The organism is Aerosakkonema sp. BLCC-F183 (assembly GCF_041929145.1).
GTDB lineage: Bacteria > Cyanobacteriota > Cyanobacteriia > Cyanobacteriales > Aerosakkonemataceae > Aerosakkonema.
The window spans coordinates 39,503-56,924 of record NZ_JBHFNU010000055.1; the positions used below are offsets into that span (position 1 = coordinate 39,503).

Consider the following 17,422-nt stretch of genomic DNA (forward strand, 5'->3'; position numbering starts at 1 on the left):
TTTTAGATTTTGGATTTTAGATTTTAGATTTTACATTGCTACTGCCAAGGCAAATAAATCGCTTGTCCCAGCAGTGCCCAAATGAATGTTAAAGTTATAGCTATAATATCGCGTCGTCCACCAGGCGGAACATTTTCGACCGGGGGTAACCCCTGATAACCCCGCGCCAGCATCGCCTGATAAATTCTCTCGCCGCGATCGTAAGTGCGAATAAATAGCGATCCCATCATATTGCCAATTACAAAACGTTGCCAGCGGTTGTTGCCCATCAAATTGCGAGACGCTGCTGCCCGACGCATGGCATTAAATTCGCCCATTAAAACGCTTATGTAGCGATACATTGATGCCAAAATTGCCACCAGTAGCGGTGGTACTCGCAATGCTACTAAGGCATTCAATAACGCGGGAATAGAAGTAGTTAGAGTTAGCAAATTTAGCATTACCAGCGATAGCAATGCCTTACTCGTTACGCTACCCAAAACAATCAATCCCGCTGTAGTAATTTTTATTGGCCCCCAAGACCAAATAGTCTGACCGCCGTCGCGAAACAAAGTACCCAGCAGCACGACACCGATAAAAGCAAATTCAATTGCGATTCGCTTCAGCAGCACAGGTAAAGTCACGCGACTGAGTAAAATAAAGCTCAACACGGCTACTCCATAAATTGCCCAAGTCCACCAACGTCCGTTTGGTGTTAGGGCAATGGCAAATACAATTAGCAGGGTACAAAGTATGCGAGTACGCGGTGCTAATGAATGCCACCAAGTATCGTGTTTGCTATCGATATCTAGTTGAAAGACATTGACGTGCAGCAGCATCTAATAATTTTGGATTTTGGATGAGAGGATTTTGGATTTTTTAATCCAAGGATCGATCGACTTCATTTGAGTGGGGAGTTATATCGTCTGGCGAAGATGCAGCGGAATTGCGAACTACCAATTTGCCAATACCCCAAGCTAAACCAAAGGTAGCTAATGTTCCTACCAAACCTGCCAGGGGAGTGGCAACTTGTTCGGGTACGCCTCGGAGCGCGTATTCTTTAAAAACAGCGTAAAAGGGTAATTTTTTGGCTGGTGCTTCTGCAATTGCTTTATGTTGAAATTTGAAATCCTGAGAAACTCGGTCTAATCCATCTGGATCTGAGCTGGCGAATGGAGAGATGAAAATTGCAATTAGCAGTGCCACTCCCAAACCAGCAATAACAAAAGCACGGTTGCGATCGCGATCGAGATTGCTACTCATAAATATTCACCCTTTCCTTTTTTTACAAGATGCACGCTATTTGGAGGGTTAAAAAATACGAAATGTACGTGAAAAACTTTGTCGGGGCGGGTCAAAGAACAAATCAGGCCGACTCTTCCAAACAAAACTAACTGCGATCGCAGTAATAATTGCTTCGCCGATGCCAATCAATACGTGCCAAAAAGCCATCGCCGATATAGCTACCCCCAACGGCACAGTACCTGATAAAGCTAGTTCCACAGCAGTCAAAATTGAAGCTACAAACACACTTGTCCAAGCAGATACTACCGTGCCGGCTAACATTCCTCGCCAGCTATTTCGACCTAGCGAAAACCGAATTATTTTGTATAGATAGTAACCGAGAAATGTGCCAATTAATCCCATATTGGTAATGTTGGCTCCCAAGACTGTCAGACCGCCATCCTGAAACAAAACAGCCTGTACGATGAAGACTGCGGCCATTACCAATGACCCAGCCCACGGGCCGAGTAAAACTCCAGCTAGCGTTCCACCTAGCAAGTGACCGGATGTACCTCCCGGAATCGGAAAATTAATCATTTGGGCAGCAAAAATAAACGCTCCGCAAACACCCATCAGGGGGACTGCCCGTTCCTTGTAGTCTCCCTGCACGCGATTGAGAGCGAGTGCGATTAGACCGATCGCCAGTACCCACGTTACTAAGCTAACTGGCAGGTTCAAGAAGCCATCTGGAATATGCAATGCTAGCTGCGGCTGTATTACCCAGCGCACCCAGCTTGAGAAAGAAATATTGGGTAACAGGACTGTCACCATAATCAACAAGCGTCCCTTAAAGGCAGTTTTCTGAGGTGTAACCCTTTAATAAAACCTGTATTGCCTAAAAAATGCAATGCTACAGGGGGGTATTTTAAGGATAAATTTATTATTTAGCTAATAATCCACAACTATCGCTATAAATACGCCATTAGATAGATTTTTTGTCGGATCGGTTAATAGTTGAATTTGCTTGACACTCCCCTGCCGTCATGCGTGGGGATTCTAACTTCATAGACAGGACTTGCTCTATTAGGTTTGCACCAAGTAGAGTAGAGGACCCATCTCCGTTAGCGTTACTTCAAGTCTGCCCGACCGTAGATTTTGCTTTGAGCAAAATATTGATAGCCGCATTCCAATCCCTTTGCAGAATCAACCCACACGAACAAACATGGGTAGACGATCGCAATACAACCGAACGCAGTATGTAAATATCAAATTTCTTCTCTCCGGTTTTCTTGCCAGAGAGGTAACCTCACGATGAAAGTCGCGCCTTTTCCTTCGCCATCGCTAGCTGCACAAACACTACCACCGTGGAGTTCCACTAAATGACGCACGATCGCCAACCCCAGTCCCAATCCGCCATAAGTTCTCGTAATTGAGCTATCGGCTTGGCGAAAGCGATCGAACACATAGGGAAGAAAATCGGGAGTGATGCCCTTACCGGTATCATTTACTGTAATTTGGGCATAGGAAATTTCACATTGATTTAATTTCAGATTTGCCATTTCCGATTGCAGATTGAAAGCAAAATTTTCAGCTTCAATTTGTAATTTTTTTTCGGAAATCTGTAACTCCTGCAATCGCACTTCAACACGTCCGCCAGAGGGAGTAAATTTGATGGCGTTGGAGACAAGATTCCAAACAACTTGCTGCAAGCGATCGACATCAGCCCAAACCAAACCCACCGCATCAAGTTTAGACTCAAGTTGTATCTTCTTAGCTGCGGCTGTCGGCACTACAGAATCGATCGCCGCCGCCATAACAGATACAAGGTCAACCGGGCGCATAGAAAGACGCAGCTTGCCTCTAATAATGCGGGAGATATCGAGAATATCATCGATTAATTGTGCCTGTAACTTGGCGTTGCGCTCGATCGTTTCCAAGGCGCGATCGGTAGTAGGCTCGTCAAACTTGCGAGCCCGAAGCAGCTGCGCCCATCCCAGTACGGAATTAAGAGGAGTACGCAACTCATGGGATACTACCGCCAGGAATTCATCTTTCAGACGGTTAGCTTGCTCTAATGCTTCCGCTTGTTGCCGCAGTATTTCCTCTGCCTGTTTTCGATCGTCGATATCCGTACAAGTGCCAAACCAACTGACAATTTTATTCTCTCGATCTTGTAGGGGTAATGCACGCACCAAATGCCAGCGATAAGTTTTGTCGCTACCCCGCAGCAAACGAAATTCTATTTCGTAAGGCGCTCCTGTGTGGAGAGATTTTTGCCAGCGCTCCCCAGCCCGTGGCAAATCATCTGGATACAGCATATTCTGCCATCCCCATTCCAATATTTCTGCCGCAGAAACGACAAAATAATCAACTGTGCGCTGATTGACGTAATCCAATCCGCCATCCGGACGGGCAGTCCATACAAGTTGGGGCATAATTTCTGCGAGAAAGCGAAAACGCTGTTCGCTTGCTTGGGCTTGAGTTCGGGCTATCTGTTCGCGCACGAGCAATTCATCTTTAAGCTGATTTGCTGCTTCTAGTTGGGCAGTTCGTTCGATTACTCTTTGTTCGAGATCGGCATTTAGCTTGCGAATTTCTGCCTCTGCTTGTTTGAGGTCAGTAATGTCTTGCGTCATCACCATTCCGGCAAAAATTTCGCCGCGATCGTTTCTGACAGGTACTACGTGCATCACATAAGTATGGTTTTCATAAGTGACTTCGGTGATGCTTGCTTCACCGCTAAGGGCAGCACGATAGGTTGGTTCTATAATTGCACAGGTTTCGGAAGGAAATGATTCCCAAATAGTTTTTCCTTCCAATAATTCTCTCTTCAGACTGACTGCTGCTAAACCTTCTCCATCAGCGATCGTATATCGCAAGTCGCGATCGAATAAAATCACTGCCCCGTTAGGAAAGTTTTTCGCCAAAGTGCGATACATTTCTTCACTTTTGCGGAGTGCTTCTTCTGCTAACTTGCGATCGGTAATGTCGAAAAACGAAGATACGATCGCATAGGGTGCGGTTTCGTCCCGGCGGAATAAGGGGCGCGTATTGATAGTAATCCAAGTCACCATTCCGTCTGCTTTGGCAAGCCCCATAACCACATTGGACTGCGGCTTACCGATACGCAAAGTTAGCATCGCTGGGTGTTCTTCGCCGGGGAAAGGAGAACCATCTTCGCGAATTGCACACCAGCGCGGATCGAAAGAATTACGTCCCATCATTTCATCTGCTGAAAGCCCCAGAATGCGCTCGGCGCTGGCATTGCAAGCTTGAATACTACCGTCTGCCAGATGTAAAACGATCCCCTCAGCTACTGTCTCGATCACGGTACGATACCTTTGTTCGCTTTCCCGCAGCGCTTGTTCTGCTACTTTGCGATCGGTAATATCGATCAATGCTGCGATCGCACTTACGACAGTCCCTGCCGCATTATAAAGTGGTGCGGCATTAATAGATAAAATTGTGCGAGTGCCATCGGGATGTTCGATCGCGTGTTCTACATTGTATACCGATTCCCCGGTTTGCATCACTCGCACAAAAGGAAGTTCTTCTTCCGGAAAGAGTTTTCCGTCCACTGTTGCAATTCGCCATGCCGGATCGTTGTAAATTCGCTCTGTGATTTGGCTGCGCGACAAACGTAGAATTTTTTCTGCGGCGGCATTTGCAGATATAATTTGTCCGTCTCTGTCCATAATAGTAATCCCGTCCGGCATTGTCTCAAAAATCCGCGCCAATTCTGCTTCCTTCAGGCGCAGTAATTTTTCTGCCCGTTTCCGCTCCCTGATTTCGTTCCTTAATTTTTTGTTAGCCTTTAGTAGCTTGGCTGTGCGCTCTTCTACTCTTTGTTCGAGAGTTGATTTGGCATTTTTTATTTCCTGGAATTTTTCATGCAGTGCTATCTCCATCTGCTTAAAGTTATCAATTAAAGCTTCTATCTCTGTGACTGAATTTTTTCGCCAATAAATCCTCTCTTCTTGCATAATTTTATCTGGCAAGTTAACAGTTTCTGTGGCTAATTTTGATAAAGGACTAACTAACCTACGACTCACAAGCATTGCCGAGCCAAATGCGAAACCAGAAATTATAAGCATTATGGCTAGGTTCTTGATATAGATATTTTGTAATTCGCTAATATATGGGGCAGCAGCTACTTCTACAACCAGCTGCCAGGGTAAGTTTTCACCCAAAGAAGTTTCCTGTCTATAAAATGATTGTTTCCATCTCACTATAGGAGGCAAATTTCCCTTTGGAGGTAGCCACTGATAAATAGCTTTATTCTTATCGCGGATTTCCCCGCTTTCTCTGCGATCGACACCTTGCTTTGCTGCTCGCTCGAAGTTGGTGTTAGCAATTATGTGTCCTGTCTTATTAATTAGATATGTTTGCAGATTTTGACTGGAAATGTGCGACCTCATTCGCTCGCTCATGTCGCTCATATCGACTGTCGCATTAACCAAACCACGAAATTTTTTATTGGCAATAACTGGGACATTTAAACAAGTTTTATCTTCCCTATTTGGATGGATATGGCTATCAGTCATTAATGCTTTTAAATCGGTTTTGACTTTTTGAAAACCAGGTTGATTGGCAATATTAAAACCTAGCATTGATGTTCCTAACTCATTCATAATTGGATAAGCGGCAATTATAGTACCTTCTGCATCTGTAACATACACATTGTCGAAAACAGGTGATATCCGCTGAATTAGCGCTGTACTTTGCTGTAAGCGATCGGATACATTCATACCAGACTCAGCAGCAACTTTGGCTAATTCTTCTAGTGTGTCTACACGTCGCTGATACCAAGATTCCAGATCGGCAACTACCTCTTGAGTAGCAGATATAATTTCTATCTGAATACCAGTTTCTATCTCTCTAAAAACGTGATGTCCGTTCAAAATTATGATTGTCAGAGATGGAAAAAATACAAAAGCAACCAACAAATTTAATAAAGTTTGTTGAAATGATATAGTATTTTTTGTCTGGGTTATATTGATCCATTTGTGAATTGGTAATTTGGTCAATATCAGGCTGGCAACTAAGGCGTTAAAGATCCCATTTACAGATTGTTTGAGCGCGATCAGTAATGTTTGCGTCGGATCGACTTGCAATGCGCCTGCATAAAATATCCACACCAATGGCATACCGATTAGTAACCAGTAAATTCCATCCAAAAACAGCATATTTTTGCTGTAACGGTGTAACGAAAAGCTGATAAAAATAGCTTCGCAGATCAGAATAATTGCCGCATATGGATGGTTCCATAGTACCACTGTATGCCAGCTAGCCAAGATAGCTGCTAGTGTACCCCAGCCTAAGCCAAACAGTCTCACTACCAATAATACTGGAATACTGCCAAAGAGAAAATCTACTCCAAAAAACATTGAAAGGTTAAAATAATTACCTAGATAACCTGCTGCTATCAGTATGACGAGAATTGGGGTAAATTTTTTCTGGCGAATTGCTATCATTTGGCTAAGTTTCAATTTTTAGATGAATAAGTTTTTGAGTAACTGCAAACAATTTACGCTAAACTTAAAATGGGATTAGTTTCATGTAAAATTGATTTGTAGCATTATTTTAAGCTAGAAGCGATCGCAAATCGTCCTTGAGGTTAAAAATCGCTACAATCGGCAGCTTTTAGGCGAAATATTGCCGTTGAGGTAGCCTGGGACGATAGACTGGCGATCGCTATCCGGTTTTTACGTCTTTGCGGCAAAGGAAGTATTTTTGGCCCACCAGCAATCCCTTGTTCTACTTCACGAGAAAGCCAGAGAGAAAGAAAAGTCTCTCTCCCTGTCTTTTGAAGAAAATAGATGCAAAGCGACAGGAGATAACGATGGATTGCATCTTTTTTTTTTCTGGCCATCGCACGCTGAGGTTCCCTATCTCTCAAGAAGCTAATTTTGCATTTTTGATTTTACATTTTGGATGGGGAGAAAAATTCGATACAGTATGTCCATTCTATAGAACTCTCACCCTCAAAGGCAGTCCAAAATTTGCCAGTGGGGTCGATGTAAAACCAAAAATGTTAAATTGATTGATTGGCTTGATTTTTGTCAAGTTTGAGAGATGAAAATCTCTTATTTTTTCGCGATTACCCATCTGAGATGCGGCAAGGGGACTCCCGTTATACCCTATCGGGTTAGCGGTCGGGGAATTGCCGCCAGCAAACAAATTGAGCGCGAGCGTTTCCTTATTAAAAGACATAAGAGTAACCGTCGTTTCTGTGGATATGAGTAAGATACTTGGGATGGACATCAAACTTTTTATCAGGAAGTTGCAGAACAAAAGACGGTCGAAAGCGAATAGCGATTCGTCCAACAAAAGTCCCTGAGAACTTCCCTTTTGGGATACAAGCTTTTACAATGTCACCTGTTTGGAATCCTTGAAAGAATTTCTCTTTTGGCGCATGGGCAATAGGGAAACCAAACTTATTTGGACGACATCGTTGACGAGTTCCATGTCCTGTTGCCTTAATTAATAAAGGTTGTGTGGTGATCATCCGTAAAGACTCAATCGTTCCCACACAAGCGGCATCAAGCCAATGGGTTTTAGGTAAATTCAATCGAGTGCGATTAAACTTGGTTTGTCCACCAGTTCCCGTAGAAACAGGTAATCCAATAGACTTCAAGGTATTAAGTAAAGCCCACCGAGTAGAATTAACAGCCGCCGCATCTTTTAAGGGAGACTTCGCCTGACTCAATACCCGTTTCAGGATATTGGGTTTACCTGAAAGAAAATCCTTAATATCCTGAGTCCCCTTGGCAAGATTACAGGGTTCGCAAGCCAGACAAAGATTGGAAATACGATTAGTTCCTCCCTTTGATTTAGGGTGAATATGTTCAACTTGGAGAGGAACATCTTTTGCACCACAATAGGCACATTGACGATTCCATTTCTCCAAAAGATATTCACGCACTTCGTAACCCTGTAATTCTCCTTGTTGGTATTCAATGCCAGAGATTTCAGGGTTTTCCATTTTCTGTAAATCAAATCGAACCAACTCCTGAACAATATTAGTGACAGGGCAGTAACGAATCAATTTCTTAACCCAAGTTAGCGTGGTATCTACTCGATGTTGGAGACTGGGAGCTAACCAACCTTTTTCTGTTTTTCGGTTAAGAAAATGAGCAGGGCGATAACGGGTTTTGCGGTTCCGCCGATGACGACGAATCGCCCGACGGGATTCCAAGTCGGATTTAATTTGTTGACCACGGTGAGTTAGTTCAGATCCCCAGACGACGTTTTCTCCACTGAGAGTAGCAATCCCTGTGGTTTGAGAGCCTGGGTCAATTTTAAGAGTTAGCGGATTGATTTCTACATCTTCTTGCTTCTCCTTGAGGATGATGGTGAAAGGATACCGACGGAAAACAGCCGCCTTTTTCTGATTCAGTAACAATCGTGCATGGGCAGGATGAACTGGATTACAAGGCTGTTTGTCAGGAGCGATAACGAAAACATAATTAGACATAGGTAACTCCAATTTCTTGGGTAAAGTTTGCCTTGACAATGTTATCTGGGCTTGTTGGGTCTAACTCACTTCCTTAACCCGTTACAGATGTTTAAAGTTAGACGACAGAGCTAAAAACTGGCACGCATTCTTAGGTGTCTTGACCCAGATAACGTAGTTCTCGAAGAACTTAGTCTGGTCACATTGGACTTTTTCAAGCCCCCGTTAGATTGCGTTAGCAATTAACGGTGGGTTCGTGACAACAAACCTCCTTTGCAGACAATCTACAGCTCACAGTTCTATCATAGCGATCGCGTCGGTTGGGAAAATCTTAACCGCTACGCAAGATTTCGATATCGGTCAAAAGGCAGTAGAAATTGAAAATGCAACCAGAAGAAGCCATTCGACAGCAATTCGACAACGCCGCCGCCGCCTACGGCACTTCGCCTATTTTCGCACAGGGACATGACCTGGCGCTGATGGTGCAAGCAGCTGCGCCCACATCAGAAATGACTTTACTCGATGTGGGGTGCGGTGCGGGTCATACGGCTTTTGCTTTTGCACCTTATGTCCGAGAAGCGATCGGCGTTGACCTCAGCCAAGGTATGCTGATAGAAGCAAAGCAGCTAGCAGATGCAAAAGCAAAAGCCAATGTGCATTTCCGAGAAGCTAGCGCTACAGCACTTCCTTTCCCAGACAAGCACTTTGATATTGTGACCTGTCGCTATGTCGCCCATCACTTCCCCAGTTTGACACCCGCCCTCACTGAAATTGTGCGCGTTCTCAAACCGGATGGACAATTTCTCTTGGTAGATATTATTTCGCCGGAAGATGCAGCCCTTGCTGATTTTATCGATCGAGTGGAACAATTGCGCGACCCTTCCCACAGCTGCGACTGGAAAATCTCTCAATGGCAGGCTTCTGGAGAAAAGGTAGGGATGCACCTCAAAGTTATCTCCTCCTGGCAGTTGCAAATTGACTTCGCCGACTGGACAGCACGCCAGAAAACACCGCCCGCAGCTATTGCACAATTGGAAAAACTTTTAGATAACGCTTCGCCAGAAGCAAAATCGGCCTTTTCAATTGTCGGCTTACCACGCCGTTCTTTTCACCTGTGGTCAGTCCTCCTGCGCGGCACTCTAACTGTTGACCCTAGTTGATTTCGGCTTCAGAAACAACCAACTTACAAAGAAGAAAAAGGCTGTAAATAGCTGGGCGATATCTATGGCAGACAGATAACCATCAGCTAAAGCCGCGATACTTCTATCGGTGATTCCAAATAGCCAAGATGAGATTCCCACAAGCCAGATACCGCTTTTGAGATTTGCCAAAAAAGTAGAAGTTTCTGAAGCTTGGTCGTTATTCATAAGTTCAGCCTCTTTGCTGCACATAACTCGATTAACCACAGTCATTCGAGGGATAGAGGATTTTTTTTCACTTCCTTCTACTCTCTTGACCATCTTAATGTTAAGAAATATTTTTTATACTTGCCATAACTCCCCAGATATACATTAAAAAACGTAGCAAAAATCACCTTTGCACACATATGAGGCCATTCTGAATGAGACATCTCCAGAAATGAAAGCGCTCTCCCGGAATTATGGTGATAACTAAAACTTATTAATCGACTCAAATACTTGCTGGATAAGACATTTATCTGCCCTATGCCCAAAAAACCGGGTTTTCCACCACAAGTACGGGAGAGCCTTTCCCATTGAAAATCTGAAATTCTCGGTGAAGACAGCTTGTATAGATATATACAATATTGGTTTCTCTGCTGCTGCTAATTTGAAGAATTTAGATCCGATGATAGAGGCTACCTGACTTAGCAGAAACGAGGATCGATCGTAAGACGAGAATCTGGAGTCTTAGCTGTGGCAATACCATTAGGGATGGTAATTAATAACCTCGAAGTAGAAGCGATGAGGGATAGTTACCATCCAGTCAGGTTGGTGACAAACCGTGGCAATGTTGAGTGTCGTTACTACAAAGTTCCCGGTGCTAAGCGCGGTGCTATCTGGGTAGGCGGTATTGGCGGCGACTGGGATACGCCGGCAAACAAACTGTATCCGCGACTTTGCCAGGAGTTGATGGCTGAGGGAATTGCCTCTGTGCGGCTACGCTTCCGCCATTCAACTATTCTTGAAGAAGCTATCCTCGATGTTCTGGCAGGAATTAGTTATTTGGAAAGCGAAGGTGTTGATGCGATCGCTCTCATCGGTCACTCCTTCGGCGGTGCTGTCGTTATTCAGGCGGGTGCAATTGCCGACACTGTACGCACCGTAGTAACACTCGCTACACAAAGTTACGGTGCGGCAGCAGCAGCCAACCTAGCACCCCGATGCTCGATCTTGCTCATTCACGGTCAGGTCGATCGCATACTTCCGGCTACCTGCTCTAAGTATATTTACAGTCTCGCCCAAGCACCCAAGCACCTCATTCTTTACGAAGGTGCAGATCACAATCTTAACGAAGTTTCTCAAGAAGTCGATCGAGCAGTACGCGATTGGATTGTCGAGCAACTTTAAATAAACAAATTTGCCGCCCTATCCCTAGAGAATATTAAGAAATATTTGTTTTTTCATCGGTCTAAAGCTCTATTCACTAATATAGGGTAAATTTTCCCTCCTTCAGTATTTTCTGGCTGGTGCATAAAAATATGTATTTTTTTACTGATAAATTCATTCACTTTATGGTTGGTTTAGGAATAGGATCGGGTTATTGGTGGCTGTTAGAACGCTACGCCAGAGAAGGAGCGAGACGAATTAACCCCATCTGGTTCTTTGTCTTGTTGATTTGGGGAGCTAGTGGTTTATTCTTCTTCCGCAAACTGCATATTCCTATCTTATCTAACGAGTTTTTCTATATGGCAGTTCCAGACTGGGATATTCCCCTCTACAACTGGACGAGGTTAAGATTTTTGCTCCATCGCAGTTGGTTATTTCATTCTGCTTTGCTTCCCCTTGGTTTGCTGATATTTAGCTGGTGGGGAATGACGCGCAGCCTCTCCCATTCTCCAGCCAATCACCGCTGGTGGCAATGGTCAAGAGATGCGGCGATTGGTTTATCGGTCGGGATGTCCGCCCACTTAATTTGGGATGCGATGCTATCCTCTACGAAACGGGGATTTTTAATATTTGGTTGGAATTATTTTCATTCACTGGTTTGGCTGGTATTAAATCTAATATTGGGGCTTGGTTTGCCGTTCTTGATGATTTGGGCTATCCACGATTCATTTTCTCGAAATGGGGATGGCTGACAAATTAGCAGAAAAGGAAAAGAAGGATTCAGGAGCGAATGCACTGAGGTTGAAAGATAATTTTTTGATTGGAAAAGTAGTCAGACAATAAATTTTTATCATCTGCTATTGAAGCGATTCGGGATCGCGATCGGTGCCTCCTCATATTTTAACTGCACCTATTGATATTTTGCGGAAGACAAACCTCCCCCCTTACAAACCCCAATTTTTCGGTAAACTGGGTAAATGACGATCGCAATTGATTTCGGAACTAGCAACACAGTAATCGCCCGCTGGAATCCAGTTACCCAGCAGCCAGAAACCTTGAGCTTATCTGGCTTATCGGTGACGCAGGGGCAAAATCCGCCCCTGATACCCAGTTTGCTCTATGTTGAGGACGCTTCCTCCGGTAAAGTTGTAGTGGGACAGGCTGTGCGCGATCGCGGTCTCGACCTCAAAACAGACCCCCGTTTTTTCCGCAGTTTCAAACGAGGTATCGGCGCTGCTATCCAAGGATTTCTCCCAGAACTGGATGGGAAAATCGTTACTTTTGAACAAGTGGGGGAATGGTTCCTCTCGCAGTCGATCGAAAAACTGCAAGCGACTTTGCCAGATGTCGGTCAATCTTTAATATTAACCGTTCCCGTCGATAGTTTTGAAGCTTATCGTCACTGGCTGGGTCAAGTTTGCCAATCTCTCCCCGTCGAACAAGTGCGAATCGTAGATGAACCTACGGCGGCGGCTTTGGGTTACGGGATGGCCGATCGACAAGTTATTCTAGTTATAGATTTTGGCGGCGGTACGCTCGATCTTTCTCTTGTCCGGTTAGATAGTTCCACCACGAAAAAACCGCTAGGCTTTATTCTCAAATGGGGCGATAAATCCCTAGCTGAATCTTCCGGACAAAAGGTAAAAACAGCTCGCGTACTAGCAAAAGCCGGTCAAAATCTCGGCGGTGCGGATATCGATAACTGGTTGGTCGATTATTTTGCCAAAACGCAAGGTTTGGTGTCAACACCGCTGACAACTCGTTTGGCAGAACGCTTAAAAATGCAATTGTCTTTACAAAGACAGGCAAGTGAAGTATACTTTAATGATGAAACTTTTGAAACCTACGATCTGCAATTAGACCGCGATCGCTTTGAAGATATCCTCAAAGAACACAAGTTTTTCGATCGCTTGGATGAGTCAATGACTCAAGTGCTACAGCAAGCAAGACGGCAAGGTTTAGAAGTTGCGGATATCGATGCAGTTTTATTAGTTGGCGGTACGGTACAAATCCCATCTGTGCAAACTTGGGTGCAGCAATATTTCCAGGCAACCAAAATTCGCTGCGAAAAACCTTTTGAAGCGATCGCGCAAGGTGCTTTGCAACTAGCTCAAGGGATCGAACTCAAAGACTTTCTCTATCACAGTTACGGAATTCGCTACTGGGATAGACGCAACAAACGACACAATTGGCACCCTTTAATAAAAGCTGGGCAACCTTATCCGATGAGCGAACCGGTCGAATTAGTCTTGGGTGCTTCCGTAGAAAACCAACCCAGCATAGAATTAATTATCGGCGAATTGGGAACCGAAAGCAACAGCGCTACAGAAGTTTATTTTGATGGCGATCGTCTGATTACTCGCAATATGGCCAGCGGTCAAACTCAAGTGCAACCTCTTAACGATCGCGAAGGAGCCAGGACGATCGCGCAGTTGACACCCCCTGGCTATCCAGGGAACGATCGCATCAAAGTTCTGTTTCAGGTAGATGACCGACGCTTTCTGAGGATGACCGTCGAAGATATGCTCAGCAAGCAAACTTTGTTAGACGATCGACCTGTAGTGCAGCTGAACTAAACATTAAATCTAATCAACTCAATCACTTTGTAGAATTACCGCCAGATATGGACTATTTATAAAAATCGACAACTAATCTTAGAACAATTAAAGGAGGCGATCGCTATGGCAGTTATTGCCGCACTTGACTACCGAACACAGTCTATAGATACTTCGATCGAAGCTGAGCAAGTGCAGTTCAATCTCTGGCGAAAGATGACACCAGGGCAAAAAGAAGCTCTCTTCAAGCGGGTGGCCAAACGGGGGGCAACATTAGCTTTGATGGGCATTAAAAGTCAGTTCCCTAACGCTTCAAAAGATACAGTGAGACAACATTACATCAGAAAACGCTTAGGGCAAGAATGGGCTGATTTTTTATCTGGATGGAAATACCTGGGAGAATTGATGATAGAAGACCCAATTTGGCTAGCAAACCAACTAGCGTCTGTCTTGACCTCACTGAATATCCCTTATTATGTAGGAGGTTCTGTTGCTAGCTCTCTACAAGGGGAGGTAAGACTCACTCAAGACGTGGATATAGTAATAAACATCCAAACTAGCCAGATTATACCACTAATTAACGCATTGGCAGAACAGTTTTACATCAGTGAAGTGGCTGTGGAAGACGCCGTGAGTGGGAGGGCTTCATCGTTTAATGTTATCCACCTGACCACAACAGAAAAAGCAGACATTTTTGTGATGAAGGATGACGAGTTCTCCCGTTCCAAAATGTCTCGCCGTCAGCTTCACTATCCAGACGGGGATATTAGTAAATCTTTTTATGTCTGCACACCCGAAGACACGATATTGCAAAAACTCGTTTGGTTTCGGATGACTAACAACGAATCCCAGAAACAGTGGCGAGATATTTTGGGTGTGTTGAAGCTGCAAGGGGAACGACTCGATTTCGAGTATCTCCAAAGATGGGCGCTTTCATTAAATCTGACCGAGGCACTCGCACAAGCACTAAGAGAAGCTGGTTTGGGGAGTTAACGCAATTGACCCCCTCGATCTATTTGTTTTGCCCGCGCACGTAACTAGCAACTTGAGTTACTACAGATGTAGAGTCAATTCATGAATTGACTCTACATCCAGGAGTAAAAGTACCTGCTTGTGTCATAGGATCTAAGTCCTGAAGAAGCCAAAAGTTAAAAGCCAAAAGAAAATATTAATTTTGACTTTTGACTTTTGACTTTTGACTTTTGACTTTTTAACGGACTACGACCCTTGTCCCCACGGAAGCCCAGTTATATATGTTGCGGGATACTCCTACAGGCAGGTTAACGCAACCGTGGCTGACTGGCGTGCCAAATCGGTTGTGCCAATAAGCGCCGTGAATCGCATACCCACCAGAGTAGAACATTGTATAAGGAACATTAGGCGCTACGTACCCCGGCCCTCGCATAGTTTTAGCGCGGTATTTTCTTTGAATAGCATAGGTTCCCCGACGAGTGGGAGTCGATCGCTTGCCACTGGAAATGCGAGAGGAATAAACCGCTCTGCCATTTTCCCAAGCAGTTAAGCGTTGGCTTGCTAAGTTAACTTCAATCCAGCGACCCTTTCCGCCTGCGCTCCTCACTTTAGCGCGTTTGGTTTTATAGCGTTTAGAACGGGACTTCCCAACTGAGTTACTAATTTCGTTTCGCTGTAACTGCGCTTGTCTTCCCGACCTAGATGCCGCTTCTGTTGGCATTGACCAGGAAAATAAAGTTACCAGTACGAGCGCCAGACCTGCCCAGAAAGTTCCGGATCTACGTAAAAAAACAGAACGAATTATGGTTTCCATAGTTCACTTCCTCCTGGCTCTAGGTTACAACATAACTTTCTCAAAAACCGTTAAAATTTTCAAATTTAAAGTTACAAATTGAAAAGGCAAAAAAAGAATTTTCTCATCTTTGATTTTGCCTTTCTACCCATTACTTTTGGCGTTATTCATGCACAATCACGGGAGTTCCCACTGGTGCCCACTGGAACAGCCATTCGGCATGATCGAGAGCTACATTGACGCAGCCGTGGCTGACTGGCGTGCCAAAACGGTTATGCCAGTAAGCGCCGTGAACGGCATAGCCCCCGGAATAATACATAGTGTGAGGTACATTGGTAACATCATATCCCGGCCCGGTCATGCGGGTAGATGCGAACTTAGTTTGCACGGCAAAAGTACCGACGCGGGTGGGAGTTGATGGCTTGCCAGTGGAAACAATCACAGCACGCACGGGTTCTTTTCCTTCCCAAGCAATCAGTCTTTGGTTGGAAAGATCGATTTCAATCCAGCGTTTTTCTGATTCTTGCATCTCTAAAATTTTATTGGCAATTTTATCCCGCAATACAATTGTAGTGACGGGGGGTGTGGGTTTAAATTGTCTTGGTTTAGAGAATGACTGTCTTGGTGTTGTATAGGGCTGCCTGAATCTGGAAGAGGATTGTCTCGATGCGGGATAATATTGTCTCGATCGGGAAGCGGATTGTCTTTGTGTAGAAGAAGACTGTCTCAATCGGGAAGCGGATTGTCTTAATGTGGAAGAAGACTGTCTCAATCTAGAAGAAGGCTGTCTCAATCTTACGGTGGACTGAGTTGGTCTTGATAATGGCTGTCTCGATCTAGTTAAGGGCTGTCTTGGTGTTGTCAAAGACTGTCTCGGTCTTGAAACGGACTCTTTTGGTTTTGACCAAGCAGAAAATGCAATTAGGGAGATTGCCACACTGACCAATAAAGCTCCCGAACAACGCCACCAAAAAGAAGAAAATATTTTATTCACGATCGCATCCTCCTCACGACAGAAAGTTTGCTTTTAGCAAATGAAATTTTTAGCCGATCGCAGCAGCAGATATAGCGCTTTTTAGTAATGGTATATCAGCTGGTAGAGTTATTTGGTAACTGTTGCCGCACCTTTCCAGTTCTTTATAAGATCGCGCAAGCGGGATGCCTTACCGCGTATCCCTTCCCAATCTCTCGCGGCGACTAGCTGCTGGGGAAATAGCTCGCCGGCAAGTCCTACTGCGATCGCACCCGCCTGTAAAAATTCTGTCGCATTTTCCAGCGTGACGCCACCGGTGGGAATCAGGGGAATATGACCCAGCGGCCCTTGCAAACTGCGGATGTAGCTTGCTCCTCCCACTGCTTGAATCGGAAATACTTTCACACAACTAGCTCCTGCTTGGTGTGCGGTAACAATTTCTGTTGGCGAAAGCGCCCCCGGTACGATGGGCACTCCGGCATCCACCGCCGCCTCAATTAAAGTTAAGTTAACGTGTGGGGTGAAGAGGAATTGGGCACCAGATGCGATCGCCTGCTGCATTTGCTCCAAGTTTAGCAGAGTGCCGGTGCCGATCGTACACTCCGGCAGCTCCGAACGCAACTGTGCAATTAGCTCCGGTGCTTTGTGGCTGTTCCACGTAATCTCGATCGAACTCATTCCCCCAGCGGCTACCGCCAGCGCCATCTGGCGACCTAATTCTAACTCTTGGGCCCGAATGACTGCGATCGCTCGCTGTTGCTGCAACAGCTTTATCCAATACTGATTAGACATTCTCCACATCTACGTTTAGGCATATTCTTATGGGAACTTGCTAATTGCTAATTGTTTTTTTTAGCATAAACCATAAACAATGCACAATATATCTTTTTATATAAGACATTTTGGTTGCCAAAGGAGCAGAGCTAATTATGCCGGCCTTGAGCAATCATTCTCCCGAAAGAT

At 44.7% G+C, this 17,422-nt stretch carries 15 protein-coding genes and 1 pseudogene; 5 read left to right on the top strand and 11 right to left on the bottom strand.

Annotation, left to right across the window (positions count from 1 at the left end; translation table 11 throughout):
- Positions 1-38 precede the first annotated feature (38 nt).
- The 7 genes from cbiQ to iscB all read right to left on the bottom strand — a co-directional run bounded on the left by cbiQ (position 39) and on the right by iscB (position 8,680).
- Positions 39-818 (bottom strand): cobalt ECF transporter T component CbiQ, encoded by a 780-nt coding sequence (gene cbiQ, locus ACE1CD_RS16525; protein ID WP_374794002.1) that lies wholly within the window; start codon positions 816-818, stop codon positions 39-41.
- Positions 819-858: 40 nt separating this feature from the next.
- Positions 859-1,242: a PDGLE domain-containing protein gene (locus tag ACE1CD_RS16530; RefSeq protein ID WP_374794003.1), complete on the bottom strand. Its 384-nt coding sequence runs from the start codon at positions 1,240-1,242 to the stop codon at positions 859-861.
- 48 nt (positions 1,243-1,290) lie between these two features.
- Positions 1,291-2,034 (bottom strand): energy-coupling factor ABC transporter permease, encoded by a 744-nt coding sequence (locus ACE1CD_RS16535; protein WP_374825559.1) that lies wholly within the window; start codon positions 2,032-2,034, stop codon positions 1,291-1,293.
- 301 nt (positions 2,035-2,335) lie between these two features.
- Positions 2,336-2,443 carry a zinc ribbon domain-containing protein gene (locus ACE1CD_RS16540; RefSeq protein ID WP_374794005.1) on the bottom strand — a complete coding sequence of 36 codons (108 nt, stop codon included), beginning with the start codon at positions 2,441-2,443 and terminating at the stop codon, positions 2,336-2,338.
- A gap of 25 nt (positions 2,444-2,468) precedes the next feature.
- Complete coding sequence (locus tag ACE1CD_RS16545; protein ID WP_374825561.1) at positions 2,469-6,677, bottom strand: PAS domain S-box protein; 4,209 nt, start codon at positions 6,675-6,677, stop codon at positions 2,469-2,471.
- Positions 6,678-6,820: 143 nt separating this feature from the next.
- Positions 6,821-7,075: a hypothetical protein gene (locus ACE1CD_RS16550; protein ID WP_374794007.1), complete on the bottom strand. Its 255-nt coding sequence runs from the start codon at positions 7,073-7,075 to the stop codon at positions 6,821-6,823.
- Positions 7,076-7,405: 330 nt separating this feature from the next.
- Positions 7,406-8,680, bottom strand: a complete 1,275-nt coding sequence (gene iscB, locus ACE1CD_RS16555; protein ID WP_374794008.1) for an RNA-guided endonuclease IscB — start codon at positions 8,678-8,680, stop codon at positions 7,406-7,408.
- 362 nt (positions 8,681-9,042) lie between these two features.
- On the opposite strand from iscB, the gene ACE1CD_RS16560 reads away from it, so the two are divergent.
- Positions 9,043-9,819 (top strand): class I SAM-dependent methyltransferase, encoded by a 777-nt coding sequence (locus ACE1CD_RS16560; protein WP_374794009.1) that lies wholly within the window; start codon positions 9,043-9,045, stop codon positions 9,817-9,819.
- Here the strand turns inward: ACE1CD_RS16560 and ACE1CD_RS16565 are convergent.
- On the bottom strand, positions 9,799-10,026 hold the full coding sequence (locus tag ACE1CD_RS16565; RefSeq protein WP_374794010.1) for a hypothetical protein: 228 nt from the start codon (positions 10,024-10,026) through the stop codon (positions 9,799-9,801). The genes ACE1CD_RS16560 and ACE1CD_RS16565 overlap by 21 nt on opposite strands.
- A 507-nt stretch (positions 10,027-10,533) precedes the next feature.
- Here ACE1CD_RS16565 and ACE1CD_RS16570 point away from each other — a divergent pair.
- The 4 genes from ACE1CD_RS16570 to ACE1CD_RS16585 all read left to right on the top strand — a co-directional run bounded on the left by ACE1CD_RS16570 (position 10,534) and on the right by ACE1CD_RS16585 (position 14,714).
- Positions 10,534-11,187 carry an alpha/beta hydrolase family protein gene (locus ACE1CD_RS16570; RefSeq protein ID WP_374794011.1) on the top strand — a complete coding sequence of 218 codons (654 nt, stop codon included), beginning with the start codon at positions 10,534-10,536 and terminating at the stop codon, positions 11,185-11,187.
- A gap of 131 nt (positions 11,188-11,318) precedes the next feature.
- Positions 11,319-11,918 (top strand): hypothetical protein, encoded by a 600-nt coding sequence (locus ACE1CD_RS16575; RefSeq protein WP_374825563.1) that lies wholly within the window; start codon positions 11,319-11,321, stop codon positions 11,916-11,918.
- A gap of 225 nt (positions 11,919-12,143) precedes the next feature.
- A complete protein-coding gene (locus ACE1CD_RS16580; RefSeq protein ID WP_374825565.1) occupies positions 12,144-13,742 on the top strand; it encodes an Hsp70 family protein in 1,599 nt (532 codons plus the stop codon).
- 105 nt (positions 13,743-13,847) lie between these two features.
- Positions 13,848-14,714: a hypothetical protein gene (locus tag ACE1CD_RS16585; protein WP_374825567.1), complete on the top strand. Its 867-nt coding sequence runs from the start codon at positions 13,848-13,850 to the stop codon at positions 14,712-14,714.
- A 217-nt stretch (positions 14,715-14,931) separates the two neighbouring features.
- On the opposite strand, the gene ACE1CD_RS16590 is transcribed toward ACE1CD_RS16585, so the two are convergent.
- The 3 genes and pseudogenes from ACE1CD_RS16590 to ACE1CD_RS16600 all read right to left on the bottom strand — a co-directional run bounded on the left by ACE1CD_RS16590 (position 14,932) and on the right by ACE1CD_RS16600 (position 17,251).
- Complete coding sequence (locus ACE1CD_RS16590; protein WP_374794015.1) at positions 14,932-15,507, bottom strand: L,D-transpeptidase; 576 nt, start codon at positions 15,505-15,507, stop codon at positions 14,932-14,934.
- Between the two features lie 142 nt (positions 15,508-15,649).
- Positions 15,650-16,036, bottom strand: a pseudogene (locus ACE1CD_RS16595) (L,D-transpeptidase); the annotation flags it as partial.
- Positions 16,037-16,588: 552 nt separating this feature from the next.
- Positions 16,589-17,251 carry a bifunctional 4-hydroxy-2-oxoglutarate aldolase/2-dehydro-3-deoxy-phosphogluconate aldolase gene (locus ACE1CD_RS16600; RefSeq protein WP_374794016.1) on the bottom strand — a complete coding sequence of 221 codons (663 nt, stop codon included), beginning with the start codon at positions 17,249-17,251 and terminating at the stop codon, positions 16,589-16,591.
- Positions 17,252-17,422: the final 171 nt, after the last annotated feature.